Origin of the sequence: Brevibacterium sp. CT2-23B (genome assembly GCF_013168765.1) — a bacterium.
In the GTDB taxonomy this organism is placed as follows: Bacteria; Actinomycetota; Actinomycetes; order Actinomycetales; family Brevibacteriaceae; genus Brevibacterium; species Brevibacterium sediminis.
The window spans coordinates 51,147-76,634 of record NZ_JABBYK010000006.1; the positions used below are offsets into that span (position 1 = coordinate 51,147).

Annotated in this window: 19 protein-coding genes and 1 tRNA gene; 3 read left to right on the top strand and 17 right to left on the bottom strand. The window is 64.1% G+C overall.

The genetic code is table 11. The features are described from left to right. Nucleotides 1-15 precede the first annotated feature (15 nt). Nucleotides 16-702 carry a DUF1707 domain-containing protein gene (locus HIM68_RS15090; protein WP_139468562.1) on the top strand — a complete coding sequence of 229 codons (687 nt, stop codon included), beginning with the start codon at nucleotides 16-18 and terminating at the stop codon, nucleotides 700-702. Next, nucleotides 699-1,724 carry an ATP-dependent 6-phosphofructokinase gene (locus HIM68_RS15095; RefSeq protein ID WP_139468563.1) on the top strand — a complete coding sequence of 342 codons (1,026 nt, stop codon included), beginning with the start codon at nucleotides 699-701 and terminating at the stop codon, nucleotides 1,722-1,724. The genes HIM68_RS15090 and HIM68_RS15095 overlap by 4 nt, the downstream gene beginning before the upstream one ends. 170 nt (nucleotides 1,725-1,894) lie before the next feature. On the opposite strand, the gene HIM68_RS15100 is transcribed toward HIM68_RS15095, so the two are convergent. The 3 genes from HIM68_RS15100 to HIM68_RS15110 form a co-directional block, all read right to left on the bottom strand. Beyond that, complete coding sequence (locus tag HIM68_RS15100; protein ID WP_139907295.1) at nucleotides 1,895-5,767, bottom strand: DNA-directed RNA polymerase subunit beta'; 3,873 nt, start codon at nucleotides 5,765-5,767, stop codon at nucleotides 1,895-1,897. A 68-nt stretch (nucleotides 5,768-5,835) separates the two neighbouring features. After that, the gene (rpoB, locus tag HIM68_RS15105; RefSeq protein ID WP_139907294.1) at nucleotides 5,836-9,315 is read right to left on the bottom strand and encodes a DNA-directed RNA polymerase subunit beta; all 3,480 of its coding nucleotides are present in this window, start codon (nucleotides 9,313-9,315) and stop codon (nucleotides 5,836-5,838) included. A gap of 229 nt (nucleotides 9,316-9,544) precedes the next feature. Then, nucleotides 9,545-10,603 (bottom strand): GNAT family N-acetyltransferase, encoded by a 1,059-nt coding sequence (locus HIM68_RS15110; RefSeq protein WP_172173621.1) that lies wholly within the window; start codon nucleotides 10,601-10,603, stop codon nucleotides 9,545-9,547. Nucleotides 10,604-10,702: 99 nt separating this feature from the next. Here HIM68_RS15110 and HIM68_RS15115 point away from each other — a divergent pair, with 99 nt between their 5' ends. Further along, a complete protein-coding gene (locus HIM68_RS15115; RefSeq protein ID WP_172173624.1) occupies nucleotides 10,703-11,503 on the top strand; it encodes an MBL fold metallo-hydrolase in 801 nt (266 codons plus the stop codon). Nucleotides 11,504-11,567: 64 nt separating this feature from the next. Here HIM68_RS15115 and HIM68_RS15120 read toward each other — a convergent pair whose 3' ends face one another. The 14 genes from HIM68_RS15120 to HIM68_RS15185 all read right to left on the bottom strand — a co-directional run bounded on the left by HIM68_RS15120 (nucleotide 11,568) and on the right by HIM68_RS15185 (nucleotide 25,488). Then, complete coding sequence (locus HIM68_RS15120) at nucleotides 11,568-12,785, bottom strand: hypothetical protein (protein ID WP_139468568.1); 1,218 nt, start codon at nucleotides 12,783-12,785, stop codon at nucleotides 11,568-11,570. Next, complete coding sequence (locus HIM68_RS15125) at nucleotides 12,782-13,591, bottom strand: hypothetical protein (RefSeq protein ID WP_139907291.1); 810 nt, start codon at nucleotides 13,589-13,591, stop codon at nucleotides 12,782-12,784. The genes HIM68_RS15120 and HIM68_RS15125 overlap by 4 nt, the downstream gene beginning before the upstream one ends. Before the next feature lie 37 nt (nucleotides 13,592-13,628). Further along, nucleotides 13,629-14,825 carry a hypothetical protein gene (locus HIM68_RS15130; RefSeq protein ID WP_253903999.1) on the bottom strand — a complete coding sequence of 399 codons (1,197 nt, stop codon included), beginning with the start codon at nucleotides 14,823-14,825 and terminating at the stop codon, nucleotides 13,629-13,631. A gap of 213 nt (nucleotides 14,826-15,038) precedes the next feature. Beyond that, on the bottom strand, nucleotides 15,039-15,425 hold the full coding sequence (gene rplL / locus HIM68_RS15135) for a 50S ribosomal protein L7/L12 (RefSeq protein WP_101546927.1): 387 nt from the start codon (nucleotides 15,423-15,425) through the stop codon (nucleotides 15,039-15,041). 59 nt (nucleotides 15,426-15,484) lie between these two features. After that, the gene (gene rplJ, locus HIM68_RS15140) at nucleotides 15,485-16,018 is read right to left on the bottom strand and encodes a 50S ribosomal protein L10 (protein ID WP_062244493.1); all 534 of its coding nucleotides are present in this window, start codon (nucleotides 16,016-16,018) and stop codon (nucleotides 15,485-15,487) included. A 356-nt stretch (nucleotides 16,019-16,374) separates the two neighbouring features. Next, on the bottom strand, nucleotides 16,375-17,394 hold the full coding sequence (gene adhP, locus HIM68_RS15145; RefSeq protein ID WP_139468571.1) for an alcohol dehydrogenase AdhP: 1,020 nt from the start codon (nucleotides 17,392-17,394) through the stop codon (nucleotides 16,375-16,377). Between the two features lie 128 nt (nucleotides 17,395-17,522). Continuing rightward, complete coding sequence (locus HIM68_RS15150) at nucleotides 17,523-19,046, bottom strand: aldehyde dehydrogenase family protein (RefSeq protein ID WP_172173627.1); 1,524 nt, start codon at nucleotides 19,044-19,046, stop codon at nucleotides 17,523-17,525. A gap of 145 nt (nucleotides 19,047-19,191) precedes the next feature. After that, nucleotides 19,192-20,469 carry a helix-turn-helix domain-containing protein gene (locus HIM68_RS15155; protein ID WP_139907286.1) on the bottom strand — a complete coding sequence of 426 codons (1,278 nt, stop codon included), beginning with the start codon at nucleotides 20,467-20,469 and terminating at the stop codon, nucleotides 19,192-19,194. A gap of 228 nt (nucleotides 20,470-20,697) precedes the next feature. Beyond that, nucleotides 20,698-21,393: a 50S ribosomal protein L1 gene (gene rplA / locus HIM68_RS15160; protein ID WP_101555448.1), complete on the bottom strand. Its 696-nt coding sequence runs from the start codon at nucleotides 21,391-21,393 to the stop codon at nucleotides 20,698-20,700. 64 nt (nucleotides 21,394-21,457) lie between these two features. Then, nucleotides 21,458-21,895 carry a 50S ribosomal protein L11 gene (gene rplK / locus HIM68_RS15165; protein ID WP_025776636.1) on the bottom strand — a complete coding sequence of 146 codons (438 nt, stop codon included), beginning with the start codon at nucleotides 21,893-21,895 and terminating at the stop codon, nucleotides 21,458-21,460. A 425-nt stretch (nucleotides 21,896-22,320) separates the two neighbouring features. Beyond that, nucleotides 22,321-23,187 carry a transcription termination/antitermination protein NusG gene (gene nusG, locus HIM68_RS15170; RefSeq protein WP_172173630.1) on the bottom strand — a complete coding sequence of 289 codons (867 nt, stop codon included), beginning with the start codon at nucleotides 23,185-23,187 and terminating at the stop codon, nucleotides 22,321-22,323. A gap of 82 nt (nucleotides 23,188-23,269) precedes the next feature. Then, on the bottom strand, nucleotides 23,270-23,548 hold the full coding sequence (secE, locus tag HIM68_RS15175; RefSeq protein WP_101547325.1) for a preprotein translocase subunit SecE: 279 nt from the start codon (nucleotides 23,546-23,548) through the stop codon (nucleotides 23,270-23,272). A 95-nt stretch (nucleotides 23,549-23,643) separates the two neighbouring features. Beyond that, nucleotides 23,644-23,716, bottom strand: a tRNA-Trp gene (locus HIM68_RS15180). 122 nt (nucleotides 23,717-23,838) lie between these two features. Then, nucleotides 23,839-25,488, bottom strand: coding sequence for a metallophosphoesterase (locus tag HIM68_RS15185; protein WP_258041905.1), 1,650 nt, complete (start codon nucleotides 25,486-25,488; stop codon nucleotides 23,839-23,841).

Consider the following 25,488-nt stretch of genomic DNA (forward strand, 5'->3'; position numbering starts at 1 on the left):
GCTACACTGGTGGCCATGGCCGAAGATGACTCCCCTGCCCCGAAGCGCCGGATCCGTGCCTCCGACAAGGACCGGGACGAGGTCCTCTCCGTGATCACGGAGGCGGTGACGAACGGACGCCTCGACCCCGAGGAGACCGCGCAGCGGCAGGATGATGCCATCTCCGCGAAGTTCCTCGACGACCTCATGCCGCTGATCGACGATCTGCCGGAGGGCCACCGACTCCACCAGAGGCTCGCCCGCCAGACCGGTCATGATCAGGAATCGGGCCCGGGGTCGGCTCTGCAGCGACGGGGACCGGCCGAGCTCAGCCCGGCCGTCGATCCTGGTTCCGCCCCACCCACGAACTCGGTGGCCATCATGTCCGGTCGTGAGATCGACGTGGCACCCGGCACCGGACAGGTCACCACATATGCGCTCATGGGCGGGGACAATATCGATCTGTGCGCCGTCATGGGACCGGGCGTGACCGTCGAACTGGTCTCCTACTCTATGTGGGGCGGCAACGACATCTACGTCCCGCCGGGTGTGCGCATCCGCGACGAGACGATCAACATCATGGCGGGCAATGAGGTCCGTCAGTCCGCGCGGGGCGACGGATCGAACGGCACCGTCGTCCTCAAGGGCTTCTCACTCATGGCCGGACACGATGTCCATCTGGCCAAAGGCTACCGAGCAAAGGATCAGGGTCAACTGGAATGAAGATCGGCGTACTCACATCGGGCGGAGACTGCCCGGGCCTCAACGCTGTCATCCGCGGCATCGTCCGCAAGGGAATCCGCACCCACAATGCCTCATTCGTCGGCATCCGCGACGGCTGGCGTGGCCTGCTCCACGACGACATGTTCGATATGACCATGCTCGATGTCCGAGGCCTCTCCGGGCGCGGCGGCACCATCCTCGGCACCTCACGCACCCACCCGTATGAGGACGGCGGTCCCGAGCGCATGCGCGAGGTCATGGCCGCCCACGGCATCGATTCGCTCATCGCCATCGGCGGCGAAGGCACACTCGCAGGGGCCTCGCGTCTGGTCAACGAGGAGGGTCTGCACATCGTGGGCGTGCCTAAGACCATCGACAACGATCTCGGCAACACCGACTACACCTTCGGCTTCGACACCGCTCAGTCCATCGCCACAGAGGCGATCGACCGGCTGCGCACCACCGCCGAATCGCACCACCGCTGCATGGTCATCGAGGTCATGGGACGCAACGTCGGTTGGATCGCCCTGCACGCGGGCATGGCTGCGGGTGCCCATGCGATCCTCATGCCCGAGTTCCCCGTCGACTTCGACCAGATCGCCGAATGGGTGACCTCGGCCAAAGATCGCGGACGCGCACCGATCGTCGTCGTCGCGGAAGGGTTCGTTCCCGAGGGGTTCGATTCCCAGGTCGCCGACCACGGCGTGGACAACAAGGGCCGGGTCCGCCTCGGCGGGATCGCGAACTACCTCGCTCCGAAGATCGAAGAGATCACCGGCATCGAATCCCGAGCCACGATCTTGGGACACCTGCAGCGAGGCGGCTCCCCCACTGCGTACGACCGCGTACTGTCCACGCGGCTGGGCATGGCGGCGGTCGATCTCGCCCAGCATGGCCACTGGGGGAAGATGGCCAGCCTCAAAGGCACGGACATCGTCTCCGTGGAGATGTCCTCGGCCGTGCACAGTCTCAAATCGGTGCCGCTGCATCGCTGGGAAGAGGCGCAGGTGCTCTTCGGCTGAACGCTCGCGACATCTTCATCGAGAAACGGGTGGAGTGTCGAGATACGGGCACACGCCCGTGTTTCGACACTCCACCCGTTTCTCGATGCCGCAGACATGAATGGCGGGAGGGGCACCCACCGAATGGTGGATGCCCCTCCTGTCTGCCTTACGGCCGGGAGATCAGCTGATCAGCTGAATGCTCCGTAGTCGTAGTCTTCCAGCGGGATGGCGGAACCGGAATCGGCTCCGATGCCTGCGTAGAAGTCGCCGTAGCTGTTGGTGAACATCTCGGCCTTGGCCTCTTCGGTCGGCTCCACCACGAGGTTGCGGTGGGTCTGCAGGCCGGTGCCGGCAGGGATGAGCTTACCGAGGATGACGTTCTCCTTCAGCCCCATGAGCGTATCGGACTTGCCTTCCATGGCCGCCTCGGTGAGGACGCGGGTGGTCTCCTGGAAGGACGCGGCCGACAGCCACGACTCGGTGGCCAGCGAAGCCTTCGTGATGCCCATCAGCTCGTCACGAGCCGATGCCGGCTGGCCGCCTTCGGCGACCACACGACGGTTCTCCGCCTGGTAGCGGCCGCGGTCGACGAGCTCACCGGGCAGCAGGTTCGTATCGCCCGACTCGATCACGGTCACGCGACGCAGCATCTGCCGCACGATGACCTCGATGTGCTTGTCGTGGATGCCCACGCCCTGCGAACGGTAGACCTTCTGAACTTCCTCGACGAGGAAGCGCTCGGCCTCACGGCGACCGCGGATGCGCAGCACCTGCTTCGGATCGACGGCACCGACGATGAGCTGCTCTCCGGCTTTGACGTGCTGACCGTCCTCGACCATGAGACGGGCACGCTTGGACACTGCGTGCTCGATCTCTTCGCTGCCGTCATCAGGGGTGATGATGACGAAGCGGGTCTTGCGGCTGTCGTCGATCTTCGCCCGTCCGGTCGCCTCGGCGATGGGGGCGAAGCCCTTCGGTGTGCGAGCTTCGAAGAGCTCGGTCACACGCGGCAGACCCTGCGTGATATCACCTGTCGAAGCGGCGGCACCACCGGTGTGGAACGTACGCATCGTCAGCTGGGTACCGGGCTCACCGATCGACTGTGCTGCGACGGTGCCGATGGCCTCGCCGATGTCGACGAGCTGGCCGGTCGCCATCGAGCGACCGTAGTGCTCGGCGGAGATCTGCGCATCGGAATCGGCAGTCAGCACGGAGTGGACCTTGAGCTCCTCGATGCCGTTGGCCACGAGCATGTCCACCACTGCACCGGTGACATCGGACTTGGCCGGAAGGAGCACATTGCCCTCGGCGTCGGTGACATCGGAGACGGTGAGACGACCGTAGACGCTGGTCTCGGCGTACTCGTGCGGAACCAGATTGCCCTCGTGATCGCGTTCGGCGATCGGCAGGGTGATGCCCTTGTTCGACTCGGCCTCTGCCGCGCGGATGATGACATCCTGCGAGACGTCGACGAGACGACGGGTCAGGTAACCGGAGTCAGCGGTACGCAGAGCGGTATCGGCCAGACCCTTACGAGCACCGTGCGAGGCGATGAAGTACTCGAGCACTGCGAGTCCCTCACGGTAGTTCGAGACGATCGGTCGCGGGATGATCTCACCCTGCGGGTTCGTCACCAGTCCGCGCATACCGGCCAGCTGACGCACCTGCATCCAGTTACCGGAAGCACCGGACTCGACCAGACGCAGCACCGAGTTCTCCTCAGGGAAGTTCGTGCGCATGATCTGGTCGACCTTCTCGGTCGTCTCCGTCCACAGCTTGACGAGCTCGTTGCGGCGCTCGTCGTCGGTGAGTGCACCGAGTTCGTACTGCTGCTGGACCTTCGTGTCGATGACCTCGGCATCGTTGATGATCTCGGTCTTCGCCTCGGGTGAGACGACGTCCGACATCGCGATGGTGATGCCCGAGCGGGTGGCCCAGTGGAAGCCGCCGGCCTTGAAGTTGTCCAGCGTGTGGGCGACCTCGACCTTCGGATACTCCTCGGCGAGGTGGTTGACGATCCGGCTCAGAGCCTTCTTGTCGATCGTGGAGTTCACGAACGCGTAGTCGGCAGGCAGGTACTCGTTGAACGTCGCGCGGCCCAGGGTGGTCGCCACGTCCAGCGGGTCGCCGGCCTCCCAGCCCTCGGGAAGCTCCATGTCCGCGTTGGGAACGACGTCTTCCAGGCGGATGGTGATCGGCGAACCGAGGTCGAGCTCTCCGCGGTCGAAGGCCATGATGGCTTCGCCCATGCCGGAGAACGCACGGCCCTCGCCGGCCAGTCCCTTGCGCTCGGAGGTGAGGTGGAACAGACCGATGATCATATCCTGCGAAGGCATGGTCACGGGCTTGCCGTCCGAGGGCTTGAGGATGTTGTTGGCCGAGAGCATGAGGATGCGGGCCTCGGCCTGCGCCTCGGGGCTCAGCGGCAGGTGCACAGCCATCTGGTCACCGTCGAAGTCAGCGTTGAACGCCGAGCAGACGAGCGGGTGCAGCTGGATGGCCTTACCCTCGATGAGCTGCGGCTCGAACGCCTGGATGCCCAGACGGTGCAGGGTCGGTGCACGGTTGAGCAGCACGGGGTGTTCGGTGATGACCTCTTCGAGGACGTCCCACACCTGCGGATGCTGGCGCTCCACCATGCGCTTGGCCGACTTGATGTTCTGAGCGTGGTTGAGATCGACCAGGCGCTTCATCACGAAGGGCTTGAACAGCTCGAGAGCCATGGTCTTCGGCAGACCGCACTGGTGCAGGTGCAGCTGCGGACCGACGACGATGACCGAACGGCCCGAGTAGTCCACACGCTTACCGAGCAGGTTCTGACGGAAGCGTCCCTGCTTGCCCTTGAGCATGTCCGACAGCGACTTGAGCGGGCGGTTGCCCGGTCCGGTCACCGGACGTCCGCGACGTCCGTTGTCGAACAGCGAGTCCACGGCCTCCTGCAGCATCCGCTTCTCGTTGTTGACGATGATCTCGGGAGCACCGAGGTCGAGCAGACGCTTGAGGCGGTTGTTGCGGTTGATGACGCGACGGTAGAGGTCATTGAGGTCCGAGGTCGCGAAGCGTCCACCATCGAGCTGCACCATCGGGCGCAGCTCCGGCGGGATCACCGGAACGACGTCGAGGACCATGCCCTCGGGGTTGTTGTCGGTGGTCAGGAACGCGTTGACGACCTTGAGGCGCTTGAGCGCACGGGTCTTGCGCTGTCCCTTGCCGGTGGCGATGAGCTCACGCAGCTTCTCGGCTTCGCCTTCGAGATCGAAGTCGATGAGGCGCTTCTGGATGGCTTCGGCACCCATGGCGCCGGTGAAGTACAGACCGAAGCGGTGGAACATCTCGCGGTACAGGCTCTCGTCACCTTCGAGGTCGTTGACCTTGAGGTTCTTGAACCGGTCCCACACCTGCTCGATACGGTCGACCTCGCGGTCGGCGTTCTTGCGCAGCTTGTCCATTTCCTTCTCGGCGGTGTCGCGCAGCTTCTTCTTGGCCTGGGCGGTTCCGCCTTCGGCCTCGAGCGCGGCGAGATCCTCTTCGAGCTTCTTGGCACGACGGTCGATGTCGGCGTCACGGCGGGTGCCGATCTGCTGCTTCTCGACGTCGATCTTGTTCTGCAGGCTGGGCAGATCACGGTGACGGGAATCCTCGTCGACCGAGGTGATCATGTAGGCCGCGAAGTAGATGACCTTCTCGAGGTCCTTCGGAGCCAGGTCCAGCAGGTAGCCCAGACGCGAGGGCACGCCCTTGAAGTACCAGATGTGGGTGACGGGAGCGGCGAGCTCGAGGTGGCCCATCCGCTCACGACGCACCTTGGCACGGGTCACCTCGACGCCGCAGCGTTCGCAGATGATGCCCTTGAAACGGACTCGCTTGTACTTTCCGCAGGCGCACTCCCAGTCACGGGTGGGGCCGAAGATCTTCTCGCAGAAGAGTCCGTCCTTCTCCGGCTTCAGGGTGCGGTAGTTGATGGTCTCAGGCTTTTTCACCTCACCGTGTGACCAGCCGCGGATGTTCTCCGTGGTGGCAAGACCGATGCGCAGTTCATCAAAGAAATTGACGTCAGGCACGTAAATCCTCTTTCCTGGCGATGAACGAATCGTTCATCAAAAAGTTGTGTCGGTTGAAGTGGAAGTACTCAGACTTCTTCTACGGTCTGTGCTTCGCGGCGGGAGAGGTCGATGCCGAGCTCTTCGGCGGCGCGGTAGACCTCGTCCTCCGACTCGCCCATCTCGACATGGCCTCCGTCGGAAGACAGGACTTCGACGTTGAGGCACAGGGACTGCATCTCCTTGATGAGGACCTTGAACGACTCCGGAATTCCCGGGTCGGGCAGGTTCTCACCCTTGACGATGGCTTCGTAGACCTTCACACGGCCTGGGATGTCATCGGACTTGATCGTCAGAAGCTCCTGCAGGGTGTAGGCGGCGCCGTAGGCCTCGAGGGCCCAGACTTCCATCTCACCGAAGCGCTGACCACCGAACTGCGCCTTACCACCGAGCGGCTGCTGGGTGATCATCGAGTACGGTCCGGTCGAACGCGCGTGGATCTTGTCGTCGACGAGGTGGTGGAGCTTGAGCATGTACATGTAGCCGACCGAGATCGGGTACGGGAACGGCTCACCGGAGCGTCCGTCGAACAGCTGGGCCTTGCCCGAGGAATCGATGAGGCGGTCCCCATCGCGGTTCGGGGTCGTCGAATCCAGCAGTCCGCGCAGCTCCTGCTCGTGCGCACCGTCGAAGACCGGGGTGGCCAGGTTGGTGCCGGCCTCGGCTTCGCGAGCGGCCTCGGGCAGCTCGGCGGCCCATTCGGGGTTGCCCTCGATCTTCCAGCCCTGCTTCGAGATCCATCCGAGGTGAACCTCGAAGACCTGTCCGATGTTCATACGACGGGGAACACCGTGCGGGTTGAGGATGACGTCGACAGGGGTGCCGTCGGCGAGGAACGGCATGTCCTCGACCGGCAGGATCGTCGAGATGACGCCCTTGTTTCCGTGACGACCGGCCATCTTGTCACCGATGGTGATCTTGCGGCGCTGAGCCACGTAGACGCGGACCATCTGGTTGACGCCGGGCGAGAGCTCGTCGTCGTCCTCGCGGTCGAAGACGCGCACACCGATGACGGTGCCGATCTCGCCGTGGGGAACGCGCAGCGAGGTGTCGCGGACCTCACGGGACTTCTCACCGAAGATCGCACGCAGCAGGCGCTCTTCCGGGGTCAGCTCGGTCTCACCCTTCGGTGTGACCTTGCCGACGAGGATGTCACCGTCGGTGACCTCGGCGCCGATGCGGATGATTCCGCGATCGTCGAGGTCGGCCAGGGCATCGGGCGAGATGTTCGGGATGTCCCGAGTGATCTCTTCGGCACCGAGCTTGGTGTCGCGCGCATCGACTTCGTGCTCTTCGATGTGGATCGAGGAGAGCACATCGTCCTGGACGAGACGCTGCGAGAGGATGATCGCATCCTCGTAGTTGTAGCCTTCCCAGGACATGAACGCCACGAGGAGGTTCTTGCCCAGAGCCATCTCACCGTTCTCAGTGGACGGTCCGTCGGCGAGGACGGTGCCGGCCTCGACGCGGTCGCCTTCGTCGACGAGGATGCGCTGGTTGTACGAGGTGCCGTGGTTCGAACGCTTGAACTTCGCCGCCTTGTAGGTCAGCTGGGTTCCGTCGTCGGCGAGCACAGTGACGTAATCAGCCGAGACCTCGGTGATGACACCGGACTTCTCAGCGGTGATGACATCGCCGGCGTCGACGGCGGCACGGTATTCCATGCCGGTGCCCACGACCGGGGATTCGGCCATCACCAGCGGCACGGCCTGACGCTGCATATTCGCACCCATGAGGGCGCGGTTGGCGTCGTCGTGCTCGAGGAACGGAATCAGAGCAGAAGCCACAGACACCATCTGACGTGCGGAGACGTCCATGAAGTCGATCTGGTCGTGCTGGACCAGTTCGGCCTCACCGCCGCCGCCCTTCGGACGGGCCAGGACCTCGACCTCTGCGAAGCGCTGGTCGTCGGTCAGCGGTGCGTTGGCCTGGGCGATGTTGAACTCGAGTTCGTCATCGGCGGTCAGGTACTGCGTCTCATCTGTCACGACACCGTCGACGACCTTGCGGTAAGGCGTTTCGATGAAGCCGAAGGGGTTGATGCGGGCGTAGGACGCCAGCGAACCGATCAGACCGATGTTCGGACCTTCGGGGGTCTCGATCGGGCACATGCGGCCGTAGTGCGAGGGGTGCACGTCACGGACTTCCATGGCGGCACGGTCACGCGAGAGACCGCCGGGTCCCAGTGCTGAGAGACGGCGCTTGTGGGTCAGACCCGCGAGCGGGTTGTTCTGATCCATGAACTGCGAGAGCTGCGAGGTGCCGAAGAACTCCTTGATCGCAGCCACCACGGGGCGGATGTTGATCAGGGTCTGCGGGGTGATCGCCTCGACGTCCTGAGTGGTCATGCGCTCACGCACGACGCGCTCCATCCGGGACAGACCGGTGCGGATCTGGTTCTCGATGAGCTCACCGACGGCACGGATGCGGCGGTTGCCGAAGTGATCGATGTCGTCGAGCTTGACGCTGATCTCGACCTCTTCACCGTCGCGGGTGCCCTTGGCCGTGTCCACTCCGGCGTGCAGAGACACGAGGTAGCGGATGGTGGCGACGACGTCCTCGGTGGAGAGCACCGAGTCCGACAGCGGGGCTTCGACGCCGAGCTTGCGGTTGACCTTGTAGCGGCCGACCTTGGCCAGGTCGTAGCGCTTCGGGTTGAAGTACAGGTTGTTGAGCAGGTTGCGAGCGGCCTCAGCGGTCGCAGGCTCTGCCGGGCGCAGCTTCTTGTAGATGTCGAGCAGCGCTTCGTCCTGCGTGGTGACGGTGTCCTTGGCCATCGTCTCGCGGATCGATTCGAACTCGCCGAACTCTTCGAGGATCTTCGCTTCGGACCAGCCGAGGGCCTTGAGCAGAACAGTCACGGACTGCTTGCGCTTGCGATCGAGACGAACACCGACCTGGTCGCGCTTGTCGACCTCGAACTCCAGCCAGGCACCGCGGGACGGGATGATCTTCGCGGTGAAGATGTCCTTGTCCGTGGTCTTGTCGACGCTGGATTCGAAGTAGGCGCCGGGCGAACGCACGAGCTGGGAGACGACGACGCGCTCGGTGCCGTTGACGATGAACGTGCCCTTGTCGGTCATGAGGGGGAAGTCACCCATGAACACGGTCTGGCTCTTGATCTCGCCCGTGTTGTTGTTCATGAACTCGGCGGTGACGTACAGCGGCGCCGAGTAGGTCATATCGCGTTCCTTGCACTCATCGATCGAGTACTTGGGAGCTTCGAACCGGTGCTCGCGGAACGACAGCGACATGGATCCGCCGAAGTCTTCGATCGGCGAGATCTCTTCGAAGATGTCTTCGAGTCCCGAGGTGGTTGCGACTGAGTCGTCCCCGATCTCGATGGCCTCGGCGACGCGGTCCTGCCACGCCTCCGATCCGATCAGCCAGTCGAAGCTGTCCGTCTGCAGACCGAGCAGATCGGGAACCTCGAGGGGCTCGCGAATCTTCGCGAAGGAAATTCTCTTGGGGGGATTAGCGGTCCTGGTGTTGTCGTTGGCGGCGGCCAATTGGTTCCTTCCGAGTGCTTCACCATCTGATACTTCGTCTGCCCACTCGCTCCGGCGACGTCCGGACATCCACGACATATACGGGGTGTGTCAGATTTCGACTCCCGGCGTCGGCATGGTTCACTTGAGTGGAAATGCTGTGCCCACCGCTATATGAAGGCACACCACAGGCAGAACGATGCAAATATCAAGCTTATAGCATCTGGTCAAGTCTGGCAAGACGACGGTTTCAGTGCAGATTCTTCGTCCACATCCCCACCCAGGCCCACGTGGCGAATCCCGCCTGATCGTTGATCGCCAGCATCCACGAATTCTCCACGGCGTTCCACGTGTACACCCGGTCGACCGCCGTGTTCTCGGCGAGACTGCGATGATTGGCGATCTTGAGCCTGGCACCGAGGCGGTGGCCACGATGCTCGCTCAGCACCAGAGTTCCGCCCTGCCACCCGACGGTCGGCCGATCGGCCGAGTGTCCGACCTGCGTGTATCCCGCCGGCTCCCCGTCGAGGAGGGCGAGCGCCGTGGCCATGGTTTCGCCTTTTGCTTCCTTCTCTGCGTCGAGGGCCCTCACCCGCTCACCGTCCCAGGTCTCCTCTCCCCCGAATTTCGCTGCTCCCGGCACGTCGGTGCTCAGCCGGCGCTTGCACAGTGCGATGTGCTCGAGCCGCTGTTCCGGGACGGGCCCCAACCACGTCTCGATGACGTAGTCGTCGGCCTTGGCACCGAGGTCGAGCTCGGCCGCAGTTGCGGTCGGAGCGACGGAGCACCGTTCGATCTGAGCGAGCCCGTATCCGCGAGCGCTGAGGAACGACACTTCCGGCAGAGCGACCGGCAGCGTCCCGGCACCGGTATCGGCGGCAAGATGGGTCCCGCGCAGATCGGCAGTTCTGACAGACTCCGGGATCTCACAATAGGTCGACAGCGCGGTCCGTCCGTCTGCCGCCAGATCGGACTCCATCTGCTCGAGCAGGGCCGCGCCCAGTCCTCGTCGGCGCAGATCGGGTCGGACCGCGCACCAGAGCTCTGCGGTGTCGGTGTTGCTCGTCAGACGCAAGTCGGCAGTGCCCCTGGCGACGATGTCTCCGTGGTTGCGACCGATCCAGGTGAGCGTGGCCCGGTACTCGCTCCTGCTGGTCAGCGAGTGCCGCAGGTCTTCGGGAATCGGGTCGAAGTCCTCCCCCAGCCCGGATGCTCGATTGATGACAGTGTCGAAAGCCAGCAGCTCGGGTATCAATGCCTCGATTGCCGCCGGGTTGCCGTGTCCGGACCTGATCCGAGTGATCTCCATCTGTGGCCTCTGTCGTCGCTGATGGCCGCCTCGCATTGCAATGTCTCTTTCGCGCATCGTCGCGCTGACAGCCGGTGGGAGACATTCTAGACTGCGACCATGACACGAGTGAGTATCCTCAGCTTCGATCCGACCGCAGTCAACTGCGGAATCATCGTCGGCACCGATCGCTCTCTGCTCGTCGACGCGGGCCCCGGCCCCGCGGCCGCCGCACATCTGGTGGAGCGGGCGGGCCGCCTCGGCGAGGAGATCGGAGGCAGCCATCCCCGCGCGATCGAGCTCGCGATCACCCATGATCATTGGGATCACTTCTTCGGCGCCGCCGCAGCCGTCTCAGCCGGGGTCACCGCCGTGTACGCATCGTCATCGTTCGCCGCCGATCAAGAGGCCACGGCCTGGATCGCTCTCGACGGAGTCGCGGTCGGTGACTTCCCGGCTGAATATCGGTCGAGCCTACCCACGGATCCCGGTGAGCTCATCGTCGACGTCTCGCCCGTCGATCCGACACCCGGTGATGTGTGGCACCTCGACCTCGGTGGCTGTCCGGTCGAGTTCCATGTGCTCGGAGGACATTCGACGGCCGACCTCGTCGTCCGACTGCCCGAGCTCGGCATCGTCTTCACCGGCGACCTCGTCGAAGAGGCGGATGCACCTCAGGCCGGGGCCGATGCTTCCTTGAGCGAATGGGCATCGAGCCTGCACACCCTGCTGGCGTTTCCTGAGGCGAGGACCTTCGTTCCCGGTCACGGGACCCCGGTCGACCGTGATTTCGTTTCCCGTCAGCTCGCCGATATCGAGGGGATGAGGGTCGATCAGGGAGACGCCGAGGTGGCTCTGCCCGCCCGCTCCATGCCGGGTGACCATGATCGGACGATTCCCCGGGAGCACCGCCTGGTCTGATTCCGGACCCGCTTGAGCAACGGTCGGACGTGCACTGACTGAGTGGACTCAGCCGGCCGGTTCCCTAGGAGCCGTGCCGGTGCAGGGCGGTGACGAGATCGCCGCCGATCGCTCCGAACAGCGTCTGTGCCCAAACGCTGCGGCCCTCGACGTAGGGTCGGTCGCCGTCGAAGATCCACTGCAGTTCGCGGCCGGAGTGCAGATCGGACAGGCAGCTGCTGCAGACGGGGACGCGAACGCTCTTTCCCGCCAAGTGTCCCTTGCGCTCGGTGCTCACCAGCTGATTCGATCGCGCCTCTCCGTGGAGAGGGTTGACCGTGCACAGACTCTGCGGGAGTCCCCGCGTCTTTGCTGACTTCGTCGAGCCAGCAGAACGGGCAGAATCGGATTTTCCGGTCCTCGCCCCGCGCTTGGTCGATCTGTGCAGCTTCACCTCGGCGATCTCGCGTCCGGCCTGACGCAGCAGCACCATGGCCCCGGCGAGGTCGATGCGTTCGGCCTCGGTGTCGTCGACGATGGATCTGGCCATCTGGTAGGCGTCGAGCGCTCTTTCCACTCCCTCGGCATCTGTGGTGCTGAGGTCCTGGGTCTGCAGCTGCGTGATCTCGTCGGCCAGCTCTGTCGTGTCCTCGTTCAGTCCTTCTCGCAGGGTCTTCCGCTGCAGGTCATCGACTCGGTCGAGCAGTCGTGCCGGCAATTCGAAGCGGCGGCGGGTGCGGGCGGCTTTCGCCCGCTCTCGCCGTGACCTGGCGAACCAGATGACGGCGATGACCAGCGCCAGCACCAGAACCGCTCCCCCGAGGAACAGAGTGGCTGTCGAGTTCGAACCGTCGACCGTCTGCACCTCGCTGCCCGAGGCCTCCTGTCCGGTTTCGTACTCGGGTGCCTCCTGCGGATCGGCGTAGAGGTCGAGGAGCATGTTCAGCTTCGTCTGCGACGGAGTGCTGTGGCTCCATTGTTCGCGCCCGACGGACATCTGCTCCATCACCTGCATCTGCAGATCGTGCTGGTCCTCGAAGGTGTAGTCGACGGCGAGGTCGGTGTTCGTATCGATCATGATGAACGCACCCTCATCGCCGTTGAAGACCTTGACCTGCTCGAGCAGATCCCTATCGGCACCCTCGCCTCCGGTGATGATGACGTAGACATCGAAGTCGAGGCTGTCGATCTTCGTCTCCGCCTTCTGCAGCAGCGTTTCGTTGATCTCCCCCTTCGCGGCATTCGTCACGTAGACGGGATCGGTGTTGAGCGCCTCGGCGATCGTCTGGGCCTGTTGGGTCACTGCTTCGCTGTCCGTTTCTTCAGTGCGCGGCGGATGAAGTATGTTCCGACGCCGATTCCCGCGCCGACGAGGATGCCGAAGACGGCTCCGGCCACAGCGCCGCCGGTGCTGTACGACAGCGTGTGCGGGTCCTTCGTCGTGTCCTCGGAGGTCACCTCCGGGTTCCCGTCGTCATCATGACGGTGCGAGTAGCGCGATTCGACGTTCTCGGTCTCGGCAGCACTGATCTTACGCACTCCCGCGAGCGCGGCATCGGAGTCGCTGTCGTCGAAGTCCCCCGACAGAGTCAGCAGCGAAGGTCGGATGAGGCCCTTCTCCGCCAGTCCCATGCGCCCGGTGGCATCGACCGTGAGCACTGCAGCCTCGGGGTCATCCATCTCGGTGACGATCCGAGCCGCCAACAGATCGAGGTCTCCATCGGCGTCGTCAAGATCCGAGACGTTGAGGAACGCCACATAGATCGGGCTGTCGGCCTCGGCGATCTCCGCGCGGATGGAGTCGACATCGCCCTCGTCGATCTCGAACTCCGGGTAGCCGTCGAAGTAGACGGGATCTGCTGCGAAGGACGTCGCGATCGCCTGGTAGCGGTCTCTTCCGTAGTTCGGATCATGGGCGCCTTCGATGCGGTCGTCGTAGATCGAGTCGACGACGATCGCGTCACTGTCGGCTGCGGTGATCCTCTCGGCCTTCGCCTGATCGAACAGATGTGTGCTCAGCAGAGTGGCGCCGATCGACACTGCAGCGACCGCGACGACGGCGATGAGCCAGTCGAGTGGGGTCTTCGAACGCACGCTTCTGGCGGCCATCATCGGCTCCTTCCGACAGCGGCGGAGCGCTGAGGGCTCATTTCATCCAGCACCGCCTCGTCGAGAGGTTGGAAGCTGCCGAAACCAGAGAGTGCGTAGGCGTCATCGCGTTGGAAGTGGGGACCGCACGGGTGGAGCCGGGACGTTTGGGCACCATCAGTCGTTCCGGGTCGTGGCCGGTCGCCAGCTCCTGACGACAGTCGGCGCACAGCCCTACGGTGAGACTGCGGCCCGACTGTTTGAGCACATGGTCCTCAATGTCCTTGCGATGATGCGGGAAGAGGAAGCAGAAGCGCGGTTCGTCTTCGACTCGGCTGGAGCGCCTGCGCAGCTGTCGGCGCAGCCAACGGTCGAGGGCGACGAGGACGAACACGCCGTTGCGGTGGGCGAAGTCGACCGATTCTGCCCAATCCGGGTGGGCCGCGGTCAGAGCCGCCAGCGCATCCTGGATTCGTCTGCCTCGGTCATGCAGGGCCCACGTGTCGTCATCGGGATGGTCGGGTTCGGGGATCGGGGCGACCGCCTCGGTGACGGCCTTCTTCAGCTTGTGCGACGTGACCAGTTCGGGTTTCGTGGTCAGCTCAGACCGCCAGGAATAGCGATGACGGCGATGCAGCAGCCACAGGGTCGCACCGAGGGCTGCGACCGCCGTGGCGCCGAAGACGAGCGTGTCTGGGTCGGAGTTGTCGAGGCCGAAGCGTTCGATGTAGTCCTCATCGCGGTCACCGATGTCGCGGGTGTCGAAATCCGGTGCCTGGGGAGGTTCGGTGCCCTTGGCGGCGGCGACGAGGACCTGCAGATAGTAGGGCACGGCGAGTTCGACAGAGATGAAGTCGTCGCTGCTGGACTTCATGAGTTCCGGGGCACCTGTGGGGACGACGGGTCCGTTGTCGGTGACGAGGTAGGCGAACGAGCGCGCGGAGGTCTCGCCTTCACTGAAGAGGACGAGGGTCTGCTTCTCCCCCGATTCCTGATGCATGTCGAAGGCGAAGTCGGAGGTGAACTTCGCCCAATCGCCGTAGCCCATGGTCAGGAGTCCGGGGACGATCGCGAGGTAGTGGGTGAGGCCGGTGTCCTCGGTCTGCTGTGAGGCTTGCCGAATGGCCTTGATCTGATTCTCGGTCAGTCCGGGCCTGATGATCTCGTCGATGTAGAGGGGATGCTGCGCCCAAGTTCCGCGGATGCGTTCGCGCAGCTGCTGCTGTGCGCGGGCGTAGCTCGTCGTCTCAGTCACCAGTCAAGAATAGTTCAGCTTCTGCCCGGCCCCTGTCGATCGGTGTTCCGAATCGGTCACATCGACATGGGACGGGCGAACATCCTCGGCGAATGAGGGCATTCCTAGGGCATTCCGGGTGGAGTGGGCATTCCCGGTGGGGATGCAGAGAACCCCCACGGCGGACCGTGGGGGTTCGAAGCCTATGCAGCAGTCAGGCTGCTGCGCAGAAGATCACTTGAGGGTGACGGTGGCGCCGGCAGCCTCGAGGGTCTCCTTGGCCTTCTCGGCGTCTTCCTTCGAAGCGCCTTCGAGGACGGCCTTGGGAGCTCCGTCGACGAGGTCCTTGGCTTCCTTGAGTCCGAGGGAGGTGAGTCCACGGACTTCCTTGATGACGGGAACCTTCTTCTCGCCGGCCGATTCGAGGATGACGTCGAATTCGGTCTGCTCTTCAGCAGCGGCTTCGCCGGCTCCGCCAGCGGCAGGAGCAGCGGCGACGGCGGCCGGAGCGGCAGCCTCGACGTCGAACTCTTCTTCGAACTTCTTGACGAACTCGGACAGTTCGATGAGGGTGAGCTCCTTGAAAGCCTCGAGGAGCTCGTCGGTGGTGAGCTTAGCCATGGTGGCTAGTCCTTCCTGTTTTGGTCACGATCAGCGACCGGTTCGGTTTGTGGTGATGCTCAGGCGTCGGAGGCAGGAGCGTCGTCCTGCTTCTCGCGGAGGGCATCGACAGTGCGCACGGCCTTGACCAGCGGAGCGGTGAAGAGGTAAGCCGCCTGGTGGAGGCTTGCCTTCATGGCACCGGCTGCCTTTGCAAGCAGCACTTCGCGGGATTCGAGGTCGGCGAGCTGGTTGACCTGTTCGGGGCTGAGCGCGGCTCCATCGAAGTAGCCGCCCTTCACCACGAGCTTGTCGTTCGCCTTGGCAAAGTTACGCAGAGCCTTGGCAGCCTCAGGTGGTTCGCCGTTGACGAACGCGATCGCGGTGGGCCCATTGAGGTGCTCATCGAGACCGGTGACTCCGGCTTCCTTGGCTGCAATCTTGGTCAGCGTGTTCTTTACCACGGCGTAGCTGACGTTCTCACCGAGAGAGACGCGCAGTTCTTTCATCTGCGCGACGGTGAGACCGCGGTACTCGGTCAGCAACACAGCGTCGGAGTTCTCAAACTGCTGTTTGATCTCCTCGACTGCGGCTGCCTTGTCTGGCCTCGCCATGGTGTTCCTTTCATAAGTCGTCCGGTCTGTCCCGACAACAGAAAAAGCGCTCCACGCAGGAAGGCGTGAAACGCTTGGCCGTCGATTCCAGAAGAATCCGACGGAAGGATTTCGGCTCACCTGCGCGGGTCACTCACTAGGAGTCTTCGTCTGCGGGCACCGGGATTCGATGGCGAATTCCGATGATTCCACAGAGACCGACGGTCTTGGGTGGTTCAAGTCTAACGAAGTCCGTCCCGGCAAGTCCAATCCGACCACCGAGACCCCTCCCACACTACCTGACGGCGGCGCAGCAACCTGGCGCGAGGTTGCTGCGCCGCCGTCAGGTAGTTCTGGGGCGCGGGTGGACAGGTTCGTCAGTATTCGATGACGACGCGGCCGTCGATCTTGCCGTGTTCCATCTCGTCGAAGATCGCGTTGATGTCCTCGAGCGGTCGCTTCGTGAACGTCGGATGGATCTTTCCGGCGGCATAGAATTCCAACGCCTCGACCATGTCCTGTCGGGTGCCGACGATCGAACCGCGGATCGTCAGGCCCTTGAGCACGATGTCGAAGATCGGTGCCGGGAAGTCACCGGGCGGCAGTCCGTTGAAGACGATGGTGCCGCCTCGGCGAGTCATTCCGATCGCCTGACCGAACGCCGCGGGGTGGACGGCGGTGACGAGGACTCCGTGTGAGCCGCCGATCTTGTCCTGGATGATCTCGGCCGGATCCTCGGCGAAGGCGTTGACAGTGATTTCGGCACCGTGCTTCTTCGCCAGCGCCAGCTTGTCGTCGGCGACATCGACGGCGACGACGCGCATGCCCATAGCGACGGCGTACTGGACGGCGATGTGTCCGAGTCCGCCGATTCCGGAGATGACGACCCATTGGCCCGGCTGAACCTCGGTGCGTTTGAGTCCCTTGTACACAGTGACGCCGGCGCAGAGGACCGGGGCGATCTCATAGGGATCGGCACCGTCGGGGATGATGGCGGCGAACTTCGTGTCGACGAGCATGTACTCGCCGAAGGAGCCGTCGACGCCGTAGCCGCCGTTGACCTGGGATTCGCAGAGGGTCTCCCAGCCCTGACGGCAGTGCTCACAGGTTCCGCACGCGGTCCACAGCCAAGCGTTGCCGACCATCTGTCCGACCTCGACATCGGTGACGCCCTCGCCGACCTTTTCGACGATGCCGACTCCTTCGTGTCCCGGGATGAGCGGCACCTTCGGTTTGACCGGCCAATCACCATGGGCGGCGTGGAGATCGGTGTGACAGACGCCGGAGGCGACGAGCTTGACCAAGGCCTGGCCCGGGCCGGGGTCGGGAATCGCATTGTCCCCGACGACGAGTTCCTGGCCGAAACCCTCGACTACTGCAGCTTTCATTGCGGACATCATTCTCTCCTTTGTGATGATGGTTCACGAAGCGATGCGGGGTTTGAACTTGAGGTGGAAGAACTACCCGACGGCGGCGCAGCTACCTGGCGCGAGGTTGCTGCGCCGCCATCGGGTAGCAATTGGGGTCAGAAGAAGCCTTGGGCGTTCTCCGAGTAGCTGACCAGCAGGTTCTTCGTCTGCTGGTAGTGGTCGAGCATCATCTTGTGGTTCTCGCGTCCGATGCCCGAAGCCTTGTACCCACCGAAGGCCGCATGGGCCGGGTAGGCGTGGTAGTTGTTCACCCACACACGCCCGGCTTGGATCTCACGACCGGCCCGGTAGGCAGTGTTGCCGTCACGGGACCAGACTCCGGCTCCGAGGCCGTAGAGCGTGTCGTTGGCCGTGGCCAACGCGTCGGCGTAGTCGGAGAACGTCGCGACCGAGACGACGGGCCCGAAGATCTCCTCCTGGAAGATGCGCATCTTGTTCGTGCCTTTGAAGATCGTCGGCTGCACGTAGAATCCGCCGGCCAGATCTCCGTCAAGCTCGGCCTTGGCGCCGCCGGTGAGCACCTCGGCGCCTTCCTGGCGGCCGATGTCGAGGTAGGACATGATCTTCTCGAACTGGTCGTTCGAGGCCTGGGCGCCCATCATCGTGTCCGTGTCGAGCGGGTTGCCCTGGACGATCTTCTTCGTCCTGGCCACGACCTTCTCGAGGAAGGGATCGGCGATCGATTCCTGGATGAGCGCACGCGACGGGCAGGTGCAGACCTCACCCTGGTTGAGGGCGAACATCGTGAAGCCCTCCTGGGCCTTGTCCGCGTACGAGTCGTCCTTGGCCAAAACATCCTCGAAGAAGATGTTCGGCGACTTTCCGCCGAGTTCGAGGGTGACCGGGATGATGTTCTGCGAGGCGTACTGCATGATCAGGCGACCGGTCGTCGTCTCCCCGGTGAACGCGATCTTCGAGATCCGCTTGTTCGACGCCAGCGGCTTGCCGGCTTCGAGACCGAAGCCGTTGACGACGTTGAGCACGCCCTCGGGCAGCAGGTCGGCGATGAGTTCGACGAGGACGAGGATCGACGCCGGAGTCTGCTCGGCGGGCTTGAGCACGATCGCATTGCCCGCGGCCAGCGCCGGAGCGATCTTCCACACGCCCATGAGGATCGGGAAGTTCCAGGGAATGATCTGACCGACCACGCCGAGCGGCTCGTGGAAGTGATACGCCACCGTGTCCTCGTCGATCTGCGAGAGTCCGCCCTCCTGCGCCCTGATCGCTCCGGCGAAGTAGCGGAAGTGGTCGACTGCCAGCGGCAGGTCGGCGTTGAGGGTTTCGCGGATCGCCTTGCCGTTGTCCCAGGTCTCGGCGACGGCGAGCGTCTCGAGGTTCTCCTCGATGCGATCGGCGATCCGATTGAGGATGTTGGCCCGTTCGGCCACCGCCGTCTTGCCCCATGCCGGAGCCGCCTTGTGCGCGGCGTCGAGAGCGAGTTCGATATCCTCGGCGGTGCTGGCCGGGACCTCCGTGAAGGTCTTGCCGGTGACCGGACTGGGATTCTCGAAATAGTTGCCCTTGACCGGCGGCACCCACTGACCGCCGATGAAGTTCTCGTAGCGGGACTTGAACGTGACGAGCGACCCGTCCTGACCAGGCTGTGCGTAGACAGTCATTGCAACTCCTTTGATGCGTCTGATTCCACCGGATTGTCTCCGTGTGACCACGACGCTACCGAGCGCAACGTTGCATGTGGGTTGCATCATATCGCCGAGGCGGTCGAACCGTCCCGCACGCCGAACCGCGATGGGTTCGCCGAGTTCAGAGACCCAGCGCCTCCAGACGCACGACCGCGGCGTTGCGTTCGGCAGCCTCGGGCGGGGCCAGACGCAGCACGGTCATGAGGACTTCGACGTCGTCACGGAAGTCCGGGAGATCTGCAAACCGCCACAACTGCTGCCAGGTTCCGTCCTGCAGCAGGGTCTCGCGCATGAGTGCGTTGACTTCCGCTCCGATCTCCCGCACTCCCGGAGCATCGGAGTCCGGCAGGACGGTTCCGATGAACTGTTCGAGGGCCGAATCCGCGTCACCGTTGGCCAGCGCCTGAACGGTTCGCTCAAGATCCGAATCGACGTCCCCGCGAAGTCGATAGGGGCGCGCGTCGATGCGCAGATCGCCGAGGCTGTCGATCGTTCTGCGAAGACGATTGATCTCCGCCCGGACCGTGACTTCGCTGCCGCCGACCGTCCACAGCCGCTCCACCAGCCCGGCTCCGCTGATGCCGTCGGGATACCGGTGCAGCAGAAGCAGGATCTCGGCGTGCCTGCGGGTCAGCGGGATCCGGGTGCCGTTCGGGCCTTCCAGGGCGGGGCTGGGACCGAGCACGGTGAGTCTGGTTCCGGCCGCCTCGGTGTCGGTGTGCATCTGCTGCGGGGTGAAGAGCTGGGACAGCTGGGCACCTGCGGCTTTGGCTGTCGAGGACAGCAGCGGCAGCACGATGGAGGACACGGCGTCGTCTCCCCCAGTGACATCGATGATGCCGATGACCTGCCCGGTCAGAGGGTGGGTGACGGGGACCGCGCTGCAGCTCCAGGAATGGACGTCGGGGGCGAAATGCTCGGCGCGGCTGACCTGCACCGGACGGCCCGAGCGCAGGGCCAGCGCCGGGGCGGAAGTGCCCATGACCTCTTCGGACCAGTCCGAGCCGGAGACGAATCCCATGGCTTCGGCGCGGTTCCGGACGCCTCGCTCCCCCTCGACCCAGAGCAATCGCCCCTGTTCGTCGCCGAGGGCGGCGAGCAGACCGGCATCCTTGGCGGGTTCGATGAGGTGGGATCGCAGCAGCGGCATGATCGCGTGGAAAGGATGGCGCCGGCGCACCTCGGCGAGGCGATCGGCTTCGAACGGGACTTGGACCTCCACGCTGTCGGGGTCGCGCAACCGGGCAAGAGACCGGTCCCAGGATTCCAACACCGAGGCGCGCACACCAGGCTCCGACGATGGTGCAGGGAGGAGAGGATCCGATGGCCCGGCCAGACGCTCATGTGCGCGGCGAACGGCACGCTGATAGGTGTCTTCGAGCAGCAGCGTCGAATCCATGGCGGACGGTCCACCTCCATCGGCGGGTGTCGGAAGAGAGCCTCAACTGCTCATAATCTAATCGCGAACCCGCCCGCGGACAAGAGCCCGTCCACTCCCCGAACTACCTGACGGCGGCCCAGCAACCTCGCGCGAGGTTGCTGGGCCGCCGTCAGGTAGTAATTGGGAAAGAGAGAGGGCGGGAAGCGAACGAATCGCTTCCCGCCCTCTGCCGGTGCATCGATCAGATCAGATGCGCAGACCCGAGTGGTCGACCGGAACGGCTGGGCCGTTCGAGGTCGTGATCGTGGCCTTGCTGATGTAGCGGCCCTTCGAGGAGGACGGCTTCAGACGCAGGATCTCTTCGATCGCAGCATCGAAGTTCTCCTGCAGAGCTTCCTCGGAGAAGGAGACCTTTCCGATGATGAAGTGCAGGTTCGAGTGCTTGTCGACGCGGAATTCGATCTTTCCGCCCTTGATGTCGTTGACGGCCTTGGCGACATCCATGGTCACGGTGCCGGTCTTCGGGTTCGGCATCAGGCCACGGGGACCCAGCACCTTACCGAGACGACCGACCTTGCCCATCATGTCGGGGGTCGCAACAGCGGCATCGAAGTCGGTGAACCCTCCGGCCACCTTCTCCAGCAGGTCATCGGAGCCGACGTAGTCAGCACCTGCTTCACGGGCAGCTTCTGCACGGTCGCCGGCAGCGAACACCAGGACCCGAGCGGTCTTACCGGTACCATGCGGAAGGTTGACGGTGCCGCGCACCATCTGATCCGCCTTGCGGGGGTCAACACCCAGGCGGAGAGCGACCTCGACCGTGGCGTCGTACTTCGCCACGTTGGTCTCTTTGGCCAGGGCGATCGCCTGAGCCGGTTCGTAGTTCACATCTGCGGCGATCTTCTCAGCCGCGGCCTGATAGGCCTTCGAACGCTTTGCCATCTGCTTTACTCCTTGCAGTCGTGGTGTGGGCTGCGTGGGCCCTGCCACTGTGTGGGGTGAGGTCTCAGACCTCGATGTCGGTGGTGATGCCCATGGAACGCGCGGTTCCGGCGACGATGCGGTCGGCCTGATCCAGGGTGTTGGCGTTCAGGTCGGGCATCTTCGTGGTGGCGATCTCGCGCACCTGGTCGGCGCTCAGGTGAGCGACCTTGACGGTGTGCGGAGTAGCCGAACCCGACTTCACTCCGGCGGCCTTCTTGATCAGCTCGGCTGCCGGCGGGGTCTTGAGCACGAAGTCGAACGAACGATCTTCGTACACGGTGATCTCGACGGGAACGATGTTTCCGCGCTGGGATTCTGTGGCGGCGTTGTAGGCCTTGCAGAATTCCATGATGTTGACGCCGTGCTGGGCAAGCGCCGGACCGATCGGAGGAGCCGGGTTAGCGGCACCTGCCTGAATCTGGAGCTTGACGAGGCCGGCTACCTTTTTCTTGGGAGGCATGTACGGTCCTTAATCTTGAGGTTTCGATGTGCCAGACATATACAGCACATCGTTCGACAGCGGCCTTCCGATAAGGGCCGCAATCAAACCACACCAGTATTCCATGCGCGCCCGCCTGCGGGCAAATGCTCGTGAGGGGCATCACCCAATCATTCCCTCGCCGAGGCGGGACAGCGTCGCCGGCTGATGTGACCGCCTCGGTGCGACCGCCTCGGCGCCGTCGTTCAAGCGCGGGCCCGGATATCGCCCCGTAGACGGTTCGACAACTGCGCTCAGCCTTGATCGACACGATCCCTTCCCCAACGACACAATCCCCTCGCCGAGGCGGCCGAGCCAGTGAACGCGGGAACGCCGAAGGGGCCCGGAGAATTCCGGGCCCCTTCGGTCACGATCGCGTCGAGGCGATCAGTGAAACTATGCGGCGATCAGAGCTTCGAGACCTGGTCGAAGCCGAGTTCGACGGGAACATCGCGTTCGAAGATCGACAGCAGCACGGTGAGCTTCTGCGATTCCGGACGGATTTCCTGGATCGTCGCGGGGTGGCCCTCGAAGGAGCCCTCCTTGACGAGCACGGACTCGCCGACCTCGAACTCCACCTCGGTGATGGGCGCGGACTTCGCAGCGGCTTCGGCGGCGGGGCCTTCGGCAGCGGCGGCTTCGGCCTGACGCTCTTCGAAGATCGGGGCGAGCATCGAGAAGACCTCGTCGATCGACAGCGGAGTCGGGTCGTATGCGTTGCCCACGAATCCGGTGACACCCGGAGTGTGGCGCACGGCGCCCCACGACTCGTCGGTCAGTTCCATGCGCACGAGCACGTAGCCGGGGATGCGCACACGACGGACCTGCTTGCGCTGTCCGTTCTTGATCTCGACGACGTCTTCCATCGGCACCTGCGACTCGAAGATGAACTCTTCGAGGTTGAGGCTGACGGTGCGGTTCTCGAGGTTCTGCTTCACGCGGTTCTCGTAGCCTGCGTAGGAGTGGATGACGTACCAGTCACCCTCCTGCATGCGCAGCTCGGCCTTGAATTCTTCAGCCGGGTCGACCTCGTCGGCGGCGGCGACGTCTTCGGCAGCATCGTCCTGCTCGCCGTCGGCTTCGTCAGCCGAATCGGCCGCGTCAGCGGAGTCGGCAGCTTCTGCGGAGTCAGCGTCAGCGGACTCGACGGGGGCGGTCGCCTCGGCTTCGTTGGCCGCCTCTTCGGTTTCGGGCACCACAGCGGCACCCGACTCCTCGGGAGTGACGTCCTGGGTCTCAGGGGTCTCCTGCTCAGGTGAGTTGGTATCCGACACCGATCAATTCCTCGCTTCGCGTTTTGTGATTCCCGGTAGGGAGTGAAGTTTGAGCTTGGGGTGGTTCACGGCTGAGGCCGTATCACCACAGGGGCCACAGCGGAGTTCCGCCGAACACCCAGCCGACGAGCTTGCCGAAGACCAGGTCGAGGCCCGTGACGAGAAGCATCATGAACAGGATGAAGCCCAGCACGACGAGCGTGTAGTTGAGCAGCTGCTTCCGGGTCGGAGTGACGACCTTCTTGAGCTCTGCCACCACTTCGCGGAAGAACTGCAGGATTCGTCCGAAGAATCCGAGCTTCTTTGGACCGGAGGCACTGTTGGGTGCGCTGCCAGTCTGCTTTGCCGGTGTGTCGCTCACACATCCTCACTCGGTCGGTTTCGTTTGGCTTCACAATTGTTCGTGCCGGTCGAGGACGGCGCCTGGCCGATGAGACTTCGGCAGAGTCAACTGCGCAGGGGTGACAGGACTCGAACCTGCAACCTACGGTTTTGGAGACCGTTGCGCTACCAATTGCGCCACACCCCTCTGATCGGACTTGAGCGATCGTGTCGATCCCTGTGGTGTCCGACCACGAGAAACGAGCATACCGTGCTCGACCGTTATTCGTCGAACTGAGTGTCGAAGCAATGTCTCGAACGCGTCGACGCTCACTCACCCACCGGCTCATCGACAGGCGGCTGGCCCACGAGGGGCCTGGGTTCGGGGAATCTCACCCAGGGGTCGATCTGCACCTGTCTGTCGGGTGTGACGGTGATGATCTGCACGTCGATGGGGCGCTTCGTCTCATTGTCGACGCGGATGATGCTCAGTTCCGCGTTCATCTTCAGCGGTCCCGGTGTCAGGGCGTTCGCCAGTGCGCCCCCGGTCGTCGAGCTGACGTAGCGGGTTCCCGAACCGAAGTTCTCCGGTCCGACCCGTCGGTGCCAGTGTCCGCTGAGAGCGTAGTCGGCGCAGCCCGAGCGCAGGCTCGGTCCGCCGACGGCGGGATCGTGGATGAGCATGATGTCGAAATCGGCCCGGCAGGCTTCGTCGCGCAGCCGTTGCGCGTACTGGTCGGCGGTGAGGTCGGTCTCCAGCTGCGGACCGGACCCGAACACGGTCCGGCGCGGGTCGGCGGCACCGAAGAAGGTCACCCCGGCCATCTCTGCGCTGGAGTCCTCGAGCACGTTCCACCCGCGCGCCCTCGCGTGCCTCGTCGTTTCCATGGAATCGTGGTTGCCTTTGACGATCATGCGCGGCAGCTTCTCCGGCAGTTCGTCGTCGACGACGTCGAGGCAGTAGTTCTCGGCCGAGGTGCCCGTCATGGAGATGTCTCCGCCGTCGATATAGGCATCGGCCCGACTCATCTCCGCCACCGCACCGACGACGCGGGCCATTCCGATATTGCAGTGGATGTCGGAGCCGTAGACGAACGTGGACACACCCTTCTGCCCTTCGCCCTCGCCGCCGTCGGCAGCGGGTGCGCCGACGCCGGCAGGCGGGATGAGTCCCCGATCGGTCCAGTTCCCGGTGATCGGGCGGTCGTTCCATTTTGTCCGCAGGGCTGCGAGAACCTCGTCGTAGAAGGCGTCGTTGTCATCGGCGAAGTCCTGCACTGCACCGAATGCGGTGTCGATGATTCCGCCGAGGCGGCCCGTGACCTGGGATCCGGCCAGCGGCGTGCCCTCGAACGCCGGATCGGCCGCGATCGGCTTCGGACGGTTGAGCACGACGGTGCCCAGTCCGGTGAGGACGAGCACGAGCACCAGTCCGATGCCGAGGAGTTCCTTGCCGACGAAGGCGCGGATGATGGTGTCGACCCGGGCGGGCCCGAGGAAGAGGGCCAGTCCGACGAGTCCCCCGGTGACGATGCACACGGCCAGCGCCCATCGGGTGAGGATCTCCTGGCTGAGTCCGTCGATGACCTGGTCGATCTGCGCCTGCGGGGCCGAGAACAGCGAGGCATAGGAGGCGATGTCGCCGCCGAGGGCGTCGATGGTTCCCCCGCCGGGGTCCGCCACTTCCGCGGGATCGGCCGCAGGTCGTTCGTCATCGCCGGAATCACCGGACACGGGGATCTCTCCGATGTCGACGTGCAGTCCCAGTCCGAGTGGGATGACGTCCTCGGTGGGGACGAGCAGTCTGCCTAGGGGGCCGAAGTCGACGGTGAGTCGGGAATCCGCGGTGATCCGGTACTGCGCCTCATGGGGGCCGAAGGTGAGATCGGCGCGCGAGGTGAACAGCGCCCAGGGCAGGGTCACAAGCGCAACCGCAGCCAGGGTGATGACGAGTGCGGTGGTTCTCCGACGTGATGACAC